14 protein-coding genes are annotated in these 16,518 nt (G+C 66.6%); 7 read left to right on the forward strand and 7 right to left on the reverse strand.

What is annotated here, in order from left to right; genetic code table 11:
• Nucleotides 1-33: 33 nt before the first annotated feature.
• The 5 genes from KBY97_RS11685 to KBY97_RS11705 are packed head-to-tail and all read right to left on the reverse strand — an operon-like array spanning nucleotide 34 to nucleotide 5,715.
• A complete protein-coding gene (locus KBY97_RS11685) occupies nucleotides 34-1,422 on the reverse strand; it encodes a TrkH family potassium uptake protein (RefSeq protein WP_399217731.1) in 1,389 nt (462 codons plus the stop codon).
• Nucleotides 1,419-2,054: a peroxiredoxin gene (locus KBY97_RS11690; RefSeq protein ID WP_255147177.1), complete on the reverse strand. Its 636-nt coding sequence runs from the start codon at nucleotides 2,052-2,054 to the stop codon at nucleotides 1,419-1,421. The genes KBY97_RS11685 and KBY97_RS11690 overlap by 4 nt, the downstream gene beginning before the upstream one ends.
• Nucleotides 2,055-2,098: 44 nt before the next feature.
• Nucleotides 2,099-3,736 carry a GTPase HflX gene (hflX, locus tag KBY97_RS11695; RefSeq protein WP_255147178.1) on the reverse strand — a complete coding sequence of 546 codons (1,638 nt, stop codon included), beginning with the start codon at nucleotides 3,734-3,736 and terminating at the stop codon, nucleotides 2,099-2,101.
• 18 nt (nucleotides 3,737-3,754) lie between these two features.
• Nucleotides 3,755-4,417, reverse strand: a complete 663-nt coding sequence (locus KBY97_RS11700; RefSeq protein ID WP_255147282.1) for an HAD-IA family hydrolase — start codon at nucleotides 4,415-4,417, stop codon at nucleotides 3,755-3,757.
• On the reverse strand, nucleotides 4,414-5,715 hold the full coding sequence (locus KBY97_RS11705) for an NAD(P)/FAD-dependent oxidoreductase (protein ID WP_255147179.1): 1,302 nt from the start codon (nucleotides 5,713-5,715) through the stop codon (nucleotides 4,414-4,416). Before KBY97_RS11705 ends, KBY97_RS11700 begins: the two co-directional genes overlap by 4 nt.
• 77 nt (nucleotides 5,716-5,792) lie before the next feature.
• Here KBY97_RS11705 and KBY97_RS11710 point away from each other — a divergent pair, with 77 nt between their 5' ends.
• On the forward strand, nucleotides 5,793-6,542 hold the full coding sequence (locus tag KBY97_RS11710) for a phosphoadenylyl-sulfate reductase (protein WP_255147181.1): 750 nt from the start codon (nucleotides 5,793-5,795) through the stop codon (nucleotides 6,540-6,542).
• A gap of 48 nt (nucleotides 6,543-6,590) precedes the next feature.
• On the forward strand, nucleotides 6,591-7,373 hold the full coding sequence (locus KBY97_RS11715) for a type III pantothenate kinase (protein WP_255147184.1): 783 nt from the start codon (nucleotides 6,591-6,593) through the stop codon (nucleotides 7,371-7,373).
• Here the strand turns inward: KBY97_RS11715 and bcp are convergent.
• On the reverse strand, nucleotides 7,339-7,818 hold the full coding sequence (gene bcp, locus KBY97_RS11720; RefSeq protein WP_255147185.1) for a thioredoxin-dependent thiol peroxidase: 480 nt from the start codon (nucleotides 7,816-7,818) through the stop codon (nucleotides 7,339-7,341). The genes KBY97_RS11715 and bcp overlap by 35 nt on opposite strands.
• Nucleotides 7,819-7,886: 68 nt before the next feature.
• Between bcp and KBY97_RS11725 the strand changes: the two genes are divergently transcribed.
• Both KBY97_RS11725 and KBY97_RS11730 read left to right on the forward strand, forming a co-directional pair.
• Nucleotides 7,887-8,414, forward strand: coding sequence for a hypothetical protein (locus KBY97_RS11725; RefSeq protein ID WP_255147186.1), 528 nt, complete (start codon nucleotides 7,887-7,889; stop codon nucleotides 8,412-8,414).
• A 257-nt stretch (nucleotides 8,415-8,671) separates the two neighbouring features.
• The gene (locus KBY97_RS11730; protein WP_255147284.1) at nucleotides 8,672-9,325 is read left to right on the forward strand and encodes an alpha/beta hydrolase; all 654 of its coding nucleotides are present in this window, start codon (nucleotides 8,672-8,674) and stop codon (nucleotides 9,323-9,325) included.
• 11 nt (nucleotides 9,326-9,336) lie between these two features.
• On the opposite strand, the gene KBY97_RS11735 is transcribed toward KBY97_RS11730, so the two are convergent.
• The gene (locus KBY97_RS11735; protein ID WP_255147187.1) at nucleotides 9,337-11,580 is read right to left on the reverse strand and encodes an AAA family ATPase; all 2,244 of its coding nucleotides are present in this window, start codon (nucleotides 11,578-11,580) and stop codon (nucleotides 9,337-9,339) included.
• Between the two features lie 144 nt (nucleotides 11,581-11,724).
• Here KBY97_RS11735 and KBY97_RS11740 point away from each other — a divergent pair, with 144 nt between their 5' ends.
• From KBY97_RS11740 to KBY97_RS11750, 3 genes are read left to right on the forward strand one after another with little or no spacing between them, the layout of a single operon-like run.
• Nucleotides 11,725-12,810 (forward strand): efflux RND transporter periplasmic adaptor subunit, encoded by a 1,086-nt coding sequence (locus tag KBY97_RS11740; RefSeq protein WP_255147189.1) that lies wholly within the window; start codon nucleotides 11,725-11,727, stop codon nucleotides 12,808-12,810.
• A 10-nt stretch (nucleotides 12,811-12,820) separates the two neighbouring features.
• Complete coding sequence (locus KBY97_RS11745) at nucleotides 12,821-16,228, forward strand: efflux RND transporter permease subunit (protein ID WP_255147191.1); 3,408 nt, start codon at nucleotides 12,821-12,823, stop codon at nucleotides 16,226-16,228.
• Nucleotides 16,228-16,512 carry a hypothetical protein gene (locus KBY97_RS11750; RefSeq protein ID WP_255147193.1) on the forward strand — a complete coding sequence of 95 codons (285 nt, stop codon included), beginning with the start codon at nucleotides 16,228-16,230 and terminating at the stop codon, nucleotides 16,510-16,512. The genes KBY97_RS11745 and KBY97_RS11750 overlap by 1 nt, the downstream gene beginning before the upstream one ends.
• Nucleotides 16,513-16,518 lie beyond the last annotated feature (6 nt).

A 16,518-nucleotide genomic window follows, 5' to 3' on the forward strand; every position in this document is an offset into this window, starting at 1 on the left:
AAGGAAGGAAAAAAGTGGAGAGGTGCATGACGATCAGAGGTAAAGCTCTTCGCGGGGATAGCCCACCCGATTGTGGGTCCTGCTGGGGTAAAGGGACGAGAGCAACAACAGAATGCCCACCCGGCCCACAAACATGCCCACCATCAACACCAGCTGGCCCCAGCGGTTGAGCTGGGCAGTGACGCCCACATCCAGGCCGACGGTGCCGAAGGCCGACACACAGGTGAACAGCTTTTCGAGAAAGCTGAACGGTTCGCCACCCGATGCTCCCGCAGCGGTGTTGCCGAGGCCGAGCACCAGGGCCATGCCCAGCACGAACAGGGCGGAGGAGAGGGCCACGCCGATGGCGCGCAACACCACCTTGTCGGGGATCTCGCGGTTGCGCACCACCACTTCCTCTTCACCACGAAGGGTGGCACGGGTGGCGGCCACCAGGGCGGCGAAGGTGGTGGTCTTGATGCCTCCGCCGGTGCCGCCCGGGCTGGCCCCGATGAACATCAACGCCATCATCAGCAGGAGACCGGCATCGGAAATCGTGTCCACCGTGAGTGGCACGGTGTTGAAGCCGGCCGTGCGGGTGGTGATCGACTGAAACAGCGTGACCTGCACCTGGTCCCACCAGCCCATGCTTCCCACCATCCGCTCGGTGGCGAAATGTTCGGTGAACAGCAACCCCACCGTCCCCAGAATGATCAGGACCACCGTGCTGCGGATCACCAACCGCGTGTGCAGGCTGAGCCGGCTGAGCCGGTGCAGGTGGCCGAGGCGGAAGCGGTTCACCCAGAGGTCATTGGCGACGCGCCAACCGATGCCACCGATCACGATCAAGGCAGCGATCACCGCATTCACCACCGGTTGCTGGCGGTAGCTCACCAGGCTGTCTGACCAGAGACCGAAACCGGCGTTGTTGTAAGCGCTGATGCAGTGGAACAGGGCCGCCCAGAGCCGTTCTCCCCGGTTGTGAATGTCGGCGAATCCATAGGTGTAGAGAATCACCGTGCCCACGGCGATCACCGCGGCGGCAATCACCAGAATCTGGTGAAAGGTGGTACCGATGCCACCAACTCCGAACTCATCGAGGGCCCGGCCCTTGTCGAGCCGGTGACGCAGGCCGGAACGGCCCTGCACAAATCCCTGCAGGAAGGTGGTGATCGCCATCAGCCCCAGCCCGCCGGTGAGGATCAGACCCGCCAGCACCATCTGACCGACCAGGGTGAGGTCGGTGCCGACATCAATGATCGACAGCCCCGTGACCGTGATCGCCGAGGTGACGGTGAACAGCGCCTCCCAAAGCCCTACATCGGTGCTGGAGCAAACCGGGCTGGCCATCAGCAGAGTGCCCACGGCGATCACCAGCATCCCTGTCACCAGGGTGAACTGAGGAACAGTGAGACGGTGCTGCCAGCCCGATCGGGTGCTCACGTATTGGGCTGGGGGGTCATGCGCAGGTAGGGCTTGACCTCAGTGACCCCTTTGGGGAACTTGGCCCGGGCATCTTCGGTGGAGATCGAGGGCACCACCACGCAGTCGTCACCCTGCTGCCAGTTCACCGGAGTGGCCACCTGGTGGTGGTCGGTGAGTTGGAGGGAGTCGATCACCCGGAGGATTTCATGGAAATTCCGGCCCGTGCTGGCTGGATAGGTGATCTGCAGACGCAGCTTCTTGCTGGGATCGATGATGAACACCGAGCGCACTGTGAGGTTGTTCAGCGCTTTCGGGTGGATCATCCCGTAAAGGTCGCTCACCGATTTGTCCGCATCTGCCAGGATCGGGTAGTCAACGATCGTGCACTGCGTTTCATTGATGTCGCCGATCCAGCCTTTGTGGCTCTCGGCGGAATCGACGCTCAAGGCGATCGTCTTGACATTGCGCTTTTCCCACTCCGGGCGCAGTCGGGCCACCTCACCCAGTTCCGTGGTGCAAACGGGGGTGTAGTCGGCGGGGTGAGAAAACAGCACGACCCAGCTGTCGCCGGCAAAGTCGTAGAGGTTGATCGGACCCAGCTGGGATTCCTGGGTGAAGTCGGGGACGGTGTCACCGAGTTGAAGGGGCATGGCAGGGAGGATGAGACATCGTTGATCGTGCCATAACCCTGCGGTCAGCTGACTTGGGTGATCATCCAGTCGCGCAGTCCCTCCAGGCCGAAGTCTGCAGTCGCTGACACGAACAGCATGGTGGGGTACAGGGCGCGGGCCAGTTCCAGCGCGTGCGCATCGCAGCGGTCGATCTGGTTGCCCACCACCTGCCGCGGCGCGGCGCTGCCGAGGGTGTCGAGCAGGCTGTTCACCGCTTCGAGCTGCTGTGGCCAGGCCGGGTCCGACAGATCGACCACCACCAGCAACTGATCGGCGTCAAGGGTTTCCTCCAGCGTGGAGCGGAACGCCTCCACCAGTGGTGGAGGCAGGGCGCGGATGAAGCCGACCGTGTCGGTGATCAACAGCCGGACCAGCCCTCCCTGCCCATCCGGCAGGTCAAGCCGCCGGGTGGTGGGATCGAGGGTGGCGAACAGCTTGTTCTCGGCCAGCACCTCCTCACCCGCCGCCGGGCGGGTGAGGGCATTGAGCAGGGAGCTCTTGCCGGCGTTGGTGTATCCCACCAGGGCCAGGCGTTTCACGCCCTGGCGCCCCTCGCGCAGGCGAGCCCGGTGCTCTCCGAGCCGCTGCACCTCCCGCTGCAGGCGATCGAGGCGGCGGGCAATGGCCCGCCGGTCTTTCTCCAGCTGGGTTTCCCCCGGGCCTCGGGTGCCGATACCGCCCCCCTGGCGCGAGAGGCTCTGGCCGCGGCCGCTGAGCCGTGGCAGCCGGTAGCGCAGCTGGGCCAGCTCCACCTGCAGACGTCCGGCGCCGCTGGCGGCCCGCTGGGCAAAGATGTCGAGAATCAGTTCGGTGCGGTCGCTGATCGGCAGGTCCACCAGCCGTTCCAGGTTGCGGGCCTGCACCGGCGTGAGGTCCCGATCGGTCACCACCAGAGTGGCTCCCAGGCGCCGGGCCTCCAGTGCCGCCTCGCGCAGTTTTCCTTCCCCCCAGAGCGCATGGGCCGCCGCTCCCTGGCGCTTCTGCTGGATCAGGCCCACCGGCACCGCGCCGGCGCTGCGCACCAGCCCTTCGAGTTCGGCGATGTCGCGCTGGCTGGCGGTGCCGTCATCGCTGATCAGGGCCAGCAACAGCACCCGTTCGGGTCCCGCCTGGGGCGCCAGCCGTGTGTCGTCGGCCGCAGCTTCCGCTGGTGCCGGCGAGGCCTCGGCCTGGCAGATCTCAGCCAGGTCGGCTTCCCGGTGCAGGGCCCAGGGGCGCCCCTCCTCCTGGCTGATCGTGTAAACCGCTGCCGCCCAGCGTCCCCCCGCGGCGGCTTTGTCGGGGTAGCGGAGCCACACCAGTGGCTCCAGATCGAGCCCCACCAGCGCTTCGCTGGCCAGCGGTTCGAGAGCGGGCTTGCGGCCCACGCAGGTGATCAGGCGCAGGTCGCTCCCCTGGCGCCGCTCGCTGCCGGGCAGCCGCTCGATCAGGCGGCCCGATTGCTCCAGCGGCCCCACCCACAGCAGGCGGGTGAGCCCGCGCCCGTCGATCACCAGGCTCAGCGGCAGCTCCAGCTCACGGGCCTCGGCCGCCAGCCGCTGCAGGCAGAGCAGTTCCGCGCCGCCGCCTTCGGGGTGGCGGCGGTGGGACAGCCGCTCCAGGCGGCGTTTCTGGGCGGGGCGCAGACCGGTGACGCGTCCCAGCAGCACAGCTTGTTTCAAGGGCGCGGGTGCATCGGGTCAGGGGCGTTGGATCCGCAGGCAACGCACACCGGCGGCGGCCGCCCCTTCAGCATCCTCGGGGCTGTCCCCCACGTGCCACACATCCGTGGCTCCGAGGCCGAGCGCCGTCAGCGCCAACCGGAAGGGCAGGGGGTCGGGTTTGGCGGCCCCGGCCGCGCTGGAGACGATCACCGCCTGGAGGTGCACCGCCAGCCCCAGCCCGCCAAGCAGCCCGGGCAGACGCCCGTCGAAATTGCTCACCACTGCCAGCCGGAGGCCCAGTGCCGCCCAGTGTTCAAGGGCGGTGAGCACCCCGGGCAGCACGTGCCACAGCGCCGGATCGGCAAAGCGGAGATACAGCTCCTCCCGCAAGGCGGCGGGGGCAGAGGCGCCGCTGCCGGCGGCCAGCAAGGCGCCATTGATCCGCTCACCCCACCACTGCCGTTCAGCCTCCTCGAGCTCCTGCTGCTGCAGGCCGGGGAAGGCCAGGGGCGGGGCCTGGCGCAGCACGGCCGGAAAGGCCTGGTCAATGGCGGCTGCGTTCACCGTGATCCCATGGCCGGCAGCGGCGGCGGCGTAGGTGGTGCCCACCGATTCCCGCAGGCCGATCAAGGTGCCCATCGCATCGAGCAGCAGCCCCTTGGGGGCCGGCCAGGCCTCTGTGGCGGCGGCGGCGCTCAGGGCCGGGGCGGCGGCGTGCCGGCGGGTTCGCCGGTGGCGAAGAGGGGGCGGCCCAGGTCGGAAAGCCAGCCTGCGGCCACGCGCAGCTGGTGGGGCAGCCCTGGCAGACGGCCCAGATAGGTGAGCTGGCGGAGGCGATAGGCGGCGGATCCGGCCAGGGTGAGACCCAGCCCGGTGAGGCTGGCCTCGCCAATGCCGAGGCTGATCATTTCGCCGAGATCGTTCCAGCGAAATGGGGTGGTGGGCTCGCCGGCCAGGCTGCGGATCAGGTTGTCGGCCAGGTTGTCGGCCTGCTGGAAGGCCACCTGGGCCGTGCCCGCCAGGGGCTCGCCATCGGCATCGGCCACATGGGCCACATCGCCGAGGGCATAGAGATGGGGATGTTGCACCAACGACAGATCGGGGTGGCAGAGCAGACGGCCGCGGCGGTCGGTGGCGGCAACGGGTGTGATCGCTGGCGCGGCCACCGTCACCCCGGCGGTCCAGACCACACCATCGACGTTGAGATGCTCGGTGTTGGCGGCGCCCCCGCCGGCCGGTTCATGCCGCAGCCTGACCCGGCCGGCCTCTACCCCTTCCACCCGGGTATGGGTGCGCAGGCGTACATCCCGGCGTAATAGGGCAGCCCTGGCCTGCTCGCGGTTGAAGGCACGCGCCTCGGGCAGCAGCTCGGCGCCCTGCTCCACCAGCTCCAGCACGGCGTGGCCCTGCAGCAGGTCGGCCAGCTTGCAGGCCAGTTCCACGCCGCTTGCCCCGGCACCCACGATCGCCAGGCGTTGCAGGGGCCGCTGCTGCGCCCTGAGCCGCTGCACCAGGGCCTGAAGGCGTTCCACGTCCTCCAGGCTGCGGAACTGCAAGGCATGCCCGCCCACGCCGGGGATGCCGAAATCATTGGCGCGGCTGCCGGTGGCCACCACGAGCCGGGAATAGGGCAGGCAGCGGCCTTGCGTGGTGGTAACGGTGCCGGCGGCGGCATCGACGCTCGCCACGCGGTCGCGCAACCAGGCGATACCGCGGCTGGCCAGCAGGCTGGCGTAACGCGGCGCCACTTCCCAGGCGCGCAGCTCATCGGAAAGCAGCTCGTAGAGGAGCGGCAGAAACACGAACCGCTCGTTCGGCTCCACCAGCAGCACCGGCGGCGGATCACGCCGGGCGGCCAGGGCCAGTGCTGTGTAAAGGCCTCCGAATCCGCCCCCGACGATCACCACTGGATGGGGGGGCTCCCACGGGGCGGTGCTGCCTGCGCCGGCGTCGGCTGGATTCGGGAAGGGGGTGCGGTCCCCGCTGGTCTCCGCCATGGACGCGGCGTCTCGGTGGCTGGGTGGGCAGCTCGAACCCTAACCAGGGCGTTGCATCACAGGAGATGATGGGATTCATGGCCGCCACCATCTCCACCACCCTCCCCACCAACCGCCAGGGCCTGCCGCTCGACGCTGAGGCCGCAGGGACAGTGCTGAAAGCCCTTTCCCCCCAGGAGCAACTGCGCTGGGGAATGGACAGCTTCGGGGATCACTTCGCCCTGATCACCAGCTTCGGCATTCAATCTGCGGTGCTGCTGCACATGGCCGCCACCCTCGACCCCGCCCTGCCGGTGATCTGGGTCGATACGGGCTATCTCCCCCCCGAGACCTACCGCTACGCCGAGCAGCTCACGGGCTTGCTGTCGCTCAACCTGCAGGTGGTCCAGGCCGAGCTGAGCCCAGCCCGCATGGAAGCGCTGCATGGCCAGCTGTGGGCCACCGGCGATGCCGATGATCTCGAGCTCTATCACCGCCTGCGCAAGGTGGAACCGCTCGATCACGCCTTCGAAACGATCGGGGTGACCTGCTGGGCCAGTGGGGTGCGTAGTGGCCAGACCGACCACCGCGCTGCGATGCTGCCGCTCCAACCGGTGCGGGGACGTTGGTCGCTGCGGCCGCTGCTGAGTTGGACGAACCGGGACGTTTATTACTACCTGCAGAACAATGGCCTGCCCCAGCACCCGCTGTTCGAGCAGGGGTATTCCACCGTGGGCGACTGGCATTCCAGCGGCCCCGACGACGGCAGTGGCCGCTCCACCCGCTTCAGTGGCCTGCAGCAGGAGTGCGGCATCCATCTGCCCGGTGTGATGGGCGAGGGGATCTAGGTGGAGGGCTCGCCGGGCGGCGCTCAAGGCCGTCCGGCGAGCCTCGTTGTGTTGATCGGCAACACCCACTGGCACTGGGGGCGCCGCGAGCCGGCCCCGGGCCGTGATGGGCTGGGCGCTCTCCACTGCTGGAGCACCCGGCCGCCCGAGTGCCTGGAGCAAGGGGAGCTCGAGCAACTGCTGGCCTGGGCCGCGGTGGGCCCCGTGCCGCCAGAGCTGGAATTGCCGCCGCAGCTACAGCTGACGCTTGATGCCGTGCCCCTGTTCGGCATGCCCGCCTGGCTGGGCATCGACCGTGCTTTGGCCGGCTGGGGGGCCTGGCAGCACCAGCAGGAGCGTAAGGCGCGCGAGGGCCCGCCAGGTGACGGAGATGGAAGCAGGGGTGGCCCGGGCCCGGTGCTGGTGGCGGATGCCGGCACGGCGCTGAGTTTCACCCGGGTGGCTGGCAACGGCACCTTCGCGGGCGGCCGGCTAATGGCCGGGGCTGGGTTGCAGTTGGCGGCGCTGGCCGGGGCCACGGCGCTGCTGCCGCAGCAGGGCCTGCCGGATTCGGCCGCGCAGCTGGAAACCTGGCCCATCGCCACCGGTGCCGCCATGGCCAGCGGTTGCCTGTGGGGGCTGGCCCATGCGATCGCGGGGGCCAGCCGGCAAGATCACCCTGAGCAGGCGCCGGGCTTGTGGCTCACCGGCGGTGATGCCCCCCGGCTGGCCCCGCTGCTGCGGGAGCTGGGTCAGCCGTTCGAACTCGTGCCCAACCTGGCGCTGGAGGCGCTGGACGCGCTGACCGGCGCGCGCATCAGCCGGCCGTGGCGTTCAGGCCCAGATCGATGAGCACCTGCTCTGCCATCTCTTCGGCTTTCACCTTGCGGTAGATCTTCTCAAGCGTGCCATCGGCGGCCACCACGAAGCTGTGGCGCATCATCCCCATGTATTCCTTGCCCATGAATTTCTTCAGCCCATAGCTCTCGTAGGCCGCTGCCACCGGACAGGGTTCCGCATCCGTGAGCAGGGTGAAGGGCAGTTCGTATTTGCTGATGAACTTGCCGTGGCTGGTCGCCCCGTCCTTGCTGATGCCCAGCACCTTGATGCCATGGGCTTCGAACTGGCTCCACAGGTCGCGGAAGCTGCAGGCCTCTTTGGTGCAACCCGGGGTGTCGTCTTTGGGATAGAAGTAGATCACTACGCGCTGGCCTTTCAGAGAGGAGAGCTGCACTGGGTTGCCTTCCTGATCCGGCAGGGTGAACTCGGGCGCTGGATCACCGATCTCGAGGGTCATGAAGCTGTCCAAAGCAGGGCTGGATGGAGCCTAAGGGCGGCTAGGGTCCGGCCAACCACTGGCCGCTGATGGCCCTCGTCGTGCGCCTCGGTCTGTTCGGAATCCTGGCGGCACTCGGCCTGGCTGGCCTCAGCCAGCTGCGCCTGCATCCTCCCCTGGCCAGCCGAGCCGATGCCGACACGGTGGAGGTACTGGCGCGCCTGGAGACCCAGGAATCCCTGCTGGGGCAGAGGCAACAGGTGTCGCTCTTGCTGAACCGTTTTGTGGGCGCGGAAATCACCCGCTATTTCTGGGGGGGCTTCACCCCCTACCTCGATGTGCTCGGCATCGAGATTCCCACCACGATGAAGGCCGATGTGGTCTTCAATCAAGACCGCGTGCAGTTGGTGCTCGCCCCGATCGGTGGCGACGAGATCTACCTGGCCCGGGTCGAAGCGATTGAGAACGCGCCACGGGGCGTGGTCTGCCGAGGTTCCAGACCGGCCCCGGATCCAGAGGCGTTCCCCAGCCAGGGGAATCGGCTGCTTTGCCCTGCCGGGTGGGCGACCCTTCCGGCCGTGCGTCCAGCCGCTGCCGCCGAAGCGACACGCTCTTGAACCCTGCCGCGCAGCTCGTTTGCACCGCGCCCGCCGCGAGCTGCTGAGCCCCGGCTGAACAACCGCCAACCTGCGGCCCAGGGCCATGCAGGTTCGCTGCGGATCTGCTGCTGTTGCGCTGCATCATCAGCACTTCGCGCGCGCCCTCTTCATGTCTGGCCGATGACGAGTTGTTGGCAGATGCAACTGGCCTGATTAGGTTCAGATTGTTGTTCCAGAACCGATCCGTGCTGAAGCGTCTCGCCGCCGGCCTCCTGATGGGGACGGCCCTCATGGCCTCCACCCTGCCGGCATCCGCTGCTGTTGATAATGATCTTCCCGTCCGGTGGAACACCGGTGGGGCGGTTTGGTCCACCCCCATGGACGCCTTCACCACCTTCCTTGAAACCGGTGAAATCACCGACCGTGGACTGGCCGGTGGGCTTAACCTTTCCGGCTGGACGGCCGCTGAAGTGCGCGCTGGTCTCTCCAAGTCGTACAGCGTTGATCTGGTTGGCGTCACCCGCTTTCTCTATTCCGATGCGGGCGTGAAGTTCCTGAAGGACCAGAGCCGCAGCTATTTCCCCTACTGGACGATGAGCACCTACGCCGTGCAGGGCCTGCGCAGCGCGATCATCGCCGATGCCAAGGATGGTCAGATTTCCTCGGCGGGGATCATGGCGGCGCTGCCGGTGGATTACCGCCTGGCAGACACCTGCGGCACCTACGACGGCAAGCAGAACATCTGCGCCGATGGCAAGTGCAAGCAAGGCACAGCCCAGTGCACCTCCCTGCTCTCCTGGTATGTGTTCCTGCCGGCTTGCATTCAGGCCAACCAGATGGGCGATCCTGTGGCGAAGGTTGAAAACTTCCAGGCGCCCGTGGTGGTTCCCACCGTTGCCGAGCCCATGCCCATCCGCGGCCTCTGGTGAACCCCTGGGGTTCAGCCTTCCGGCCCCGGGTTCCCCGGGGCTTTTTTCATGGCCATCAGCAGGGTGTGCTGCAAGGCCTGTGCCAGCTCTGCCCCGTCGAGCTCGGCGCTGAGCCGCTCCAGCCGTTCGGCGGCATCACTGCCGAGGGCGGCGCCGAGCAGCCGCCCATAGCTCGCCCCCTCGCCGAACCAGCGCTGACGCAAGCCAACGGAGAGCTTCACAGTCAGGGGTTCGCGCCACTGCTCAGCTTCCACACTCCAGCCCCGCGCCTCCAGGCCCTGCTGGACGGCATCCGCGCCGGGCCCGCTGCCCAGCCCGGCGCTCTCCCAGGCTGCTGCCTGCCGCACGAGGGTTGCCAGCTCCTCCGGACCACAGCGCTGCCGTTGCCGTATCAGTTCCGCCAGGGCTCCGGCGGGACCGATCAATGGCGTGCTCTGCAGCAAGCGGAGCTGGCCCTGTGGCGCTGCCAGCTCGCCGATGCAGTCGAGCCAGGCCGCCAGGCCAGCCTCCTCCAGCTGCTGAAAGGGAGAGCGGCCCACGATCCACTCGAAGCGTTCGCCCGGCTCCAGGGCAGCGATCAGCGCTTCGGGGTGGGCGCCTGGAACGCAGAGCAGTCGCGGGCGCCGCAGCTGATCCAGCACCTGCAGCTGGGCCTCCAGTCGGCCCCGTTCAGCCTCTGCCGCCACCGTGATCACCACGCCCCCCTCCGGGGTGGCGTCGAGCGGATCCAGGCTCCACAGCAGCGAGCGGGCATTCACCACCAGACAGCGGTCGTGCCGCTGCCAGCGCGCCCCCTGCCAGAAGCGCTGCCGCAGCCGCTCGAGGCGCTGGCCCTCACTGCCGATCTGGCGCCGCAGCCAGCGCTGCAGGGCAGGATCTTCCGGCCCAGCGGTGAGCAGGATTCCCTGCTCGAGATCGGCTTCGGCCGCTGCCGCCAGCTGGGCGGCGCGGCGCCGCTGCAGGCCGGCCCCAAGGGCGCCCTCCCAGCCCAGGCCACCCGGCTTCCAGAACACCTCTCCCTGCAGGGCGCCGGGCAGATACTGCTGGGCCACCCAGTGCTCTGCGTATGCGTGGGGATAGCGGTAGCCCACCCCGTCGCCGAAGGCCTTGCCATCACGATTGGCATCCCGCAGGTGGGAGGGCACCTCCTGGCGGCTGGTGGCACGCACGCTCTTGAGGGCATCAAAGAAGCCCAGCACGCTGTTGCTCTTTTCCGCGGAGGCCAGATAAAGCGCCGCCTGGGCCAGCGGGTAGAGCCCCTCGGGCAGCCCCACCCGCTCGAAGGCGGCGGCGCAGGCTTCCACCACCACTACGGCCTGAGGGTCCGCCAGCCCCACGTCCTCGCCGGCGGCGATCAGCATGCGGCGGAAGATGAAGCGGGGGTTCTCGCCGGCCTCCACCATGCGGGCCAGCCAGAACAGGGCGGCGTCGGGATCGGAGCCCCGCAGCGACTTGATGAAGGCACTGATCGTGTCGAAATGGGCATCGCCCTGCTTGTCGTAAAGCACGGCCCGCTGCTGAATCGACTCCTCGGCGATCGCGAGATCGATGGTGATGGCGCCGTTTGCATCCGGCTCCGTCGTTTCCACCGCCAGCTCCAGGGCATTGAGCAGGCAGCGGGCATCACCGCCGGCCACATCCAGCAGGTGGGCGCTGGCGGCGTCCTCGATCTGGATCTCCCGCCCGCCGTAGCCGTGCTCGCCATCCGCCAGGGCCCGCTCCAGCAGCTGGCGCAGGTCCGCGGGCTCGAGCGGCTGCAGCCGGAACAGGCGGGAGCGGCTCACCAGGGCCTTGTTCACCTCGAAGAACGGGTTTTCGGTGGTGGCTCCGATCAAGGTGATCGTGCCGTTCTCCACCCAGGGCAACAGGGCGTCCTGCTGGGCGGCGTTGAAGCGGTGCACCTCGTCGATGAACAGGAAGCTGCGCAAACCGTGCCGGCCCAGCCGTTCGCGCGCGGCCTCCACTTCGGCCCGCAACTCCTTCACCCCCGCCAGCACCGCGTTGAGGCTGGCGAAGTGGGAGCGGGTGGTCCCGGCGATGATGCGGGCGAGTGTGGTCTTCCCCACACCGGGCGGCCCGTGCAGGATCAGGTTGCCTACCCGGTCGGCGGCGATGGCGCGGCGCAGCAGGCGGCCCGGGCCGAGGATCGCCTCCTGGCCCACGAAGTCATCGAGCCCGCGCGGCCGCATCCGGTCAGCCAGTGGGGCGATCCGCTGGCGCTGGCGTGCGGCTTCGAAGTCGAACAGATCCGTCACCGCCTTTTGGTTTGCCGCAATCCTCAGCATGCTGACCCGGTGGGTGACAATCCTGCGACCCCACCCCAGCGCCCCGCAGCGATGCGTGCGTCCTGCAGAATCCCCCCAACCAGAGCCTGCTGCGTGATTCTTCCCCTCCGCTCCATGTCAGTTGGAACGGGTGTCTCTCTCGCGGCCACCCTGCTTGTGCTCGTGGGTTGCGGAGGCGGTCCGCCGACCTCTCAGCAGCGCCAGGTGCAGGTGTCCACCCAGCCGGTGGCGCTAGGTCGCTTCAGCAATGACGTCGACACGATCAGCACCCTGGAGGCGATCGAGGAGGTCCAGCTGGCCGCCCAGACCGCCGGGCGCATCGAGCGCCTGTTCGTACGTCAGGGTGACGTGGTGCGCCAGGGCCAGCTCCTGCTCGTGCTCGACCAGGCCCAGGTGCGCGCCGATGTGGCCAGCCTGATCGCCCAGCGCGACAAGGACAGGCTCAATTACGAGCGTTTTGAGTTTCTGGTGCGCCAGGGCGCCGCCAGCGCGCTGCAACGGGATCAGCTGCGCGCCGAATACATCCAGTCGCGCGAAGCGGTGGTGGCGCGGCAGGCCGACCTCGCCTTCAACAACCTCACGGCGCCGATCAGTGGTGTGATCAGCGATCTGCAGGTGAAGCAGGGCGATGTGATCGCCGCCGGCGCGCCCTTCACCAAGGTGGTGCGCAACGACCGGCTGATGGCCCGCATTGATGTGCCCGGCGCCTTCAGCGACCGAGTGCGCCCAGGCCTGCCGGTGGTGCTCCAGGAGCCGCTGGGCGATCGGGTGCTGGCCAGGGGGGTGGTGGGTTCGGTGGATCCGGCCGTCACCCCTGGCACTCAGGCGTTGCTGTTGAAGGCAGAGTTCCCCAATCCCAATGGTGCCTTGCGCACCGGCCTGCGGCTGCGCACCCGCGTGCAGCTGGCGGCTGGTGATGTGCCCTCGGTGCCGTTCGTGGCGGTCACCCAGTCGTCGGGGCAGAGCTTCGTGTTCGCGGTGGGAACCCTGCAGGACCTGGAGCGCAACCCCGGGAGGGCGGACCTGGAGGCGTTACGGAAGTTGCCACCGGGCACGAGCTTCGCTCTGCAGGTGCCGGTGCAGCTCGGCGAGCTGCAGAACAACCGCTATCCGGTTCTCAAGGGCGTTGACCTCAATAATCAGGTGATTACCACCAACCTGCTCACCCTGCGTCACGGCACACCCGTGACGGTGAAGTAGGAATCCGCCGATGTCTGCTTCCGATAATTTCATCACGCGGCCGGTTCTGACTACCGTCTGCAGCCTGTTGATCGTGATCGGCGGATTGATTGCGATTCCGCTGCTGCCGATCGAGAACCTTCCCGATATTGCTCCGCCCACCGTCACGGTGAATGCCAATTACAACGGCGCCGATGCGGTGTCGGTGGAGGAGGGGGTCACCAATGTGCTGGAGCAGCAGATCAACGGGGTGGAGAACATGGAGTTCATCACCTCCTCCAGCACCGCTTCCGGGGCCAGTTCCATCACCGTGTCGTTTGCCAGTGGCACCGACGGTGACATCAACCAGGTGAATGTGCAGAACCGGGTGTCTCAAGCCCAGCCCCAGTTGCCCGAAGAAGTGAGGCAGTCGGGGGTCTTGGTGAACAAAGCCTCAAACTCCATTCTGCTCGTTTACAACTTTGGCAGCGAGGATGCCGCCAATGCCTACAGCACGGAATTCATCAGTGGTCTGCTTGACCAGAACCTGATCGATGAGCTCAAACGCGTGCGTGGGGTGGGCAACATTGCCTACGCCGGTAACCGCAAGCTCGCCTTCCGGCTCTGGCTCGACCCCGACCGGCTGGTGGCCAACAAGCTGAGCTCGGCCGATGTCGTAAACGCGTTGCGCAGCCAGAGCCGTCTGGTGCCGGCCGGCCAGGTGGGCGGCGAACCTTCACCGGAGGGCCAGCTGTTCACCTTCACCGTGCAACTTCAGGGCCGGCTGCGCAGCGCCCAGGAATTCAGCAACCTGATTCTGCGCACCACCGATCAGGGCGGCCTGGTGCGTCTGCGAGATGTGGGCCGGGTGGAGCTGGGCGCGGAAAGCTACGACGCCAATGCCACCGACCTGAGGGCGACACCTTCTGTGGGCCTGCTGGTCTATCAGCTGGGCGGCAGCAATGCGTTGGAGGTGTCAGAGGCGGTGGAGAACGTGGTCGAGAACTTCCGTCTCACGATTCCGCCAGGAATGAAGATAGAGAAGATCTACGACACCACCGATTTCATCAACGCGTCCATCAGAGGCGTTACCAACTCGCTGCGTGATGCGGTAGTGCTGGTGGTGCTGATCCTGTTCCTGTTCCTTCAGAACTGGAAAGCCACGCTCGTGCCCGGCATTGCCATCCCGGTGGCGCTGGTGGGCACCTTCCTGTTCGTGAAGGTGGCCGGCTTCTCCCTCAACCAGCTCACCCTGTTCGGCCTGGTGCTCGCCACGGGCCTGGTGGTGGATGACGCCATCACCGTGATCGAAGACACCTCCACCAAGAAGGAGCAAGGCATGACGGCCTTGGAGGCCGCCAAGAGCACGATGAACGAGCTGTTCGGCGCTGTCATCGCCACATCGCTTGTGCTGTTTGCGGTGTTCCTTCCGGTGCTCTTCTTTCCCGGGGCCACGGGCACGATTTACCAGCAGTTCGCCGCCACGATCATCTTTTCGGTGGCGATCTCCACCTTCAATGCCCTCACCTTTTCTCCGATGCTCTCGGCCCTGTTGCTGGCCAGAGAGGGGGACCCTCCCGGCCGCCGTGCTTACACGATCGCTGGCGGCTCCATCGGCTTCATTTACGGCCTGCTCGTGAGTGGCAGCGGTGCCCTGCTGGTGATCGGCGTGGTGATCGCGGGCCTGCTTCTGGGCTATCTGCTGAGTTTGATCACCAGGTTGCCGTTGCGCCTTCCCTGCGTGATCGGTGCGGCCGTGGTGGGGCTGCTGATGGGCCGGGTGGAAGCACCGATCTCCGTCCTGGTGTTCACCCTGATCGGTCTGCTGGTGGGCTTCTTCCTCGGTCCGATCTTCAAGGGCTTCAACCGCGTTTATTCCTCCGGTGAAGCGTGGTACCAGCGTGCCCTGGGTTGGGTGCTCAGCCGCCGTGCCCTGATCATGGGGGTGCTGGTGGGGGGAGTAGTGCTCACGGGAGTGGCCTTCACCTCCATCCCCGCCGGATTCGTGCCGATCGAAGACCAGGGCTATGCGATCGGTTTTGTCCAGGCCCCTGATGGCAGCTCCTCCCAGACCACCAGCAAGATCAACGATCAGGTGGCCGAGATCCTACGCACCGAGAAAGACATCAGCACCGCCTTGCTGATCAGCGGCTTCAGCCTTGATGGCAACGCCCCCAACAAGGGTCTGTTCTTCTTCGGCACCAAGAACTGGGACGAACGTCCCAACCCCGATCAGGCCATGGAGGCGATCGTGGAGCGGTTGAACCGCAAGCTTTCGGTGATCAGTGGCGCGCGGATTTTCGTGGTGGAGCCCCCTGCAATCCCCGGCTATGGCACCTCCGGTGGTTTTGAGTTCCAGATGCTCGACCAGAGCGCCGGTGCCCTCACACTGCCCGATTTCTTCGCCAACGCCCAACAGCTGATCGCCAAGGCGATCGCCAGCGGTGATTTCGGCAGGGTGTTCACTCAATTCAGCCCGGAATCCCCACAGTTGAAAGTGAGTGTCAACCGTGATCAGCTGGCAGCCCTGCAAGTGGATTATGGCCAGGCGATGCAGGCCTTCAGCTTTTACTTCGGTGGTGCCTATATCAATGACACCTTCCAGGAGGGCAAGATCCGGCGCGTCTATGTGCAGTCGGATGAGGCTTTCCGGGCCACCCCGCAGCAGCTGACTTCGCTCTTTGTCAACAACCTCAAAGGGGAACCCGTTCCGTTGGCAGAGGTGTTCACGGTGGAGCCTGTCACCGGCCCCTCAGTGATCCCGCACTTCAACCTGTTCCGCTCGATCAAGGTGGAAGGCAGCCCGGCACCGGGGCGCAGCTCCGGCCAGGCGATCACCGGCATTCAGGACCTCTTCAAGAAGATGGAGGTCAACGGCCTCGGCTTCGATTGGACAGGCCTTTCCCGCGAGGAGATCAAGGCCGGAGCGCTGGCTGTGGTGATCTTCGCCCTTGGCATCCTGGTGGTGTATCTGGTGCTGGCCGCCCAGTATGAGAGCTACACCGATCCAATCATCATCCTGATGACCGTGCCCACCGCCATGCTCGGAGCCCTGGCGTTTCTTGCGGCCCGCGGTGAGGTGCTCAACATCTATGCCCAGGTAGGCCTGGTGATGCTGATCGGCCTGGCGGCCAAGAACGGCATCCTGATCGTGGATCTGGCCAACCAGCGCATGGCCGATGGGGCAACAGCGATGGAGGCGGCGCGGGACGCGGCGGAATCCCGCCTCCGGCCGATCCTGATGACGGCCATCTCGTCCCTGTTCGGCTTTCTCCCCCTGGTGCTGGCTAATGGTGCGGGCGCCCGCAGCCAGGCCTCTCTCGGCACAGTGGTGTTCGGTGGCCTCACAGTGGCCACGGTGTTGTCTCTGTTCGTGGTGCCTGTCTTCTATGTGGTGCTGAAGGGATTCGGCTCCGCTGATGCTTCGAAGCCTGACCAGTTGCCCTCCGCTGCTCCCTAATGGCCTGTCCTCCCGAGCCCCTTCAAGGTCGCCGCATCGTTCTCGCTGGACTTGTGGGGGCCGTGCTTGGCCTTTCCATCAGCCTCTTTCTTCAGGCCATTGTTGCCCATACACCCGTTACGGTGAGTTCCAGCGCCTTGGTGTGGTTCCGCATCCTGTTGGCCTCTTTCGGCAGCCTGGGTGGCATGGCGATTGAAACCGTGCGACAGCTGCAGGTCACCAACCCAGATCCCGCGTACCACAGGAAGGTTTACCGGGTGGGCCGAAGCCGCGATCGGATCTGATCCTCC

The sequence above is a fragment of the Synechococcus sp. ATX 2A4 genome (genome assembly GCF_024346375.1).
Taxonomy (GTDB): domain Bacteria; phylum Cyanobacteriota; class Cyanobacteriia; order PCC-6307; family Cyanobiaceae; genus MW101C3.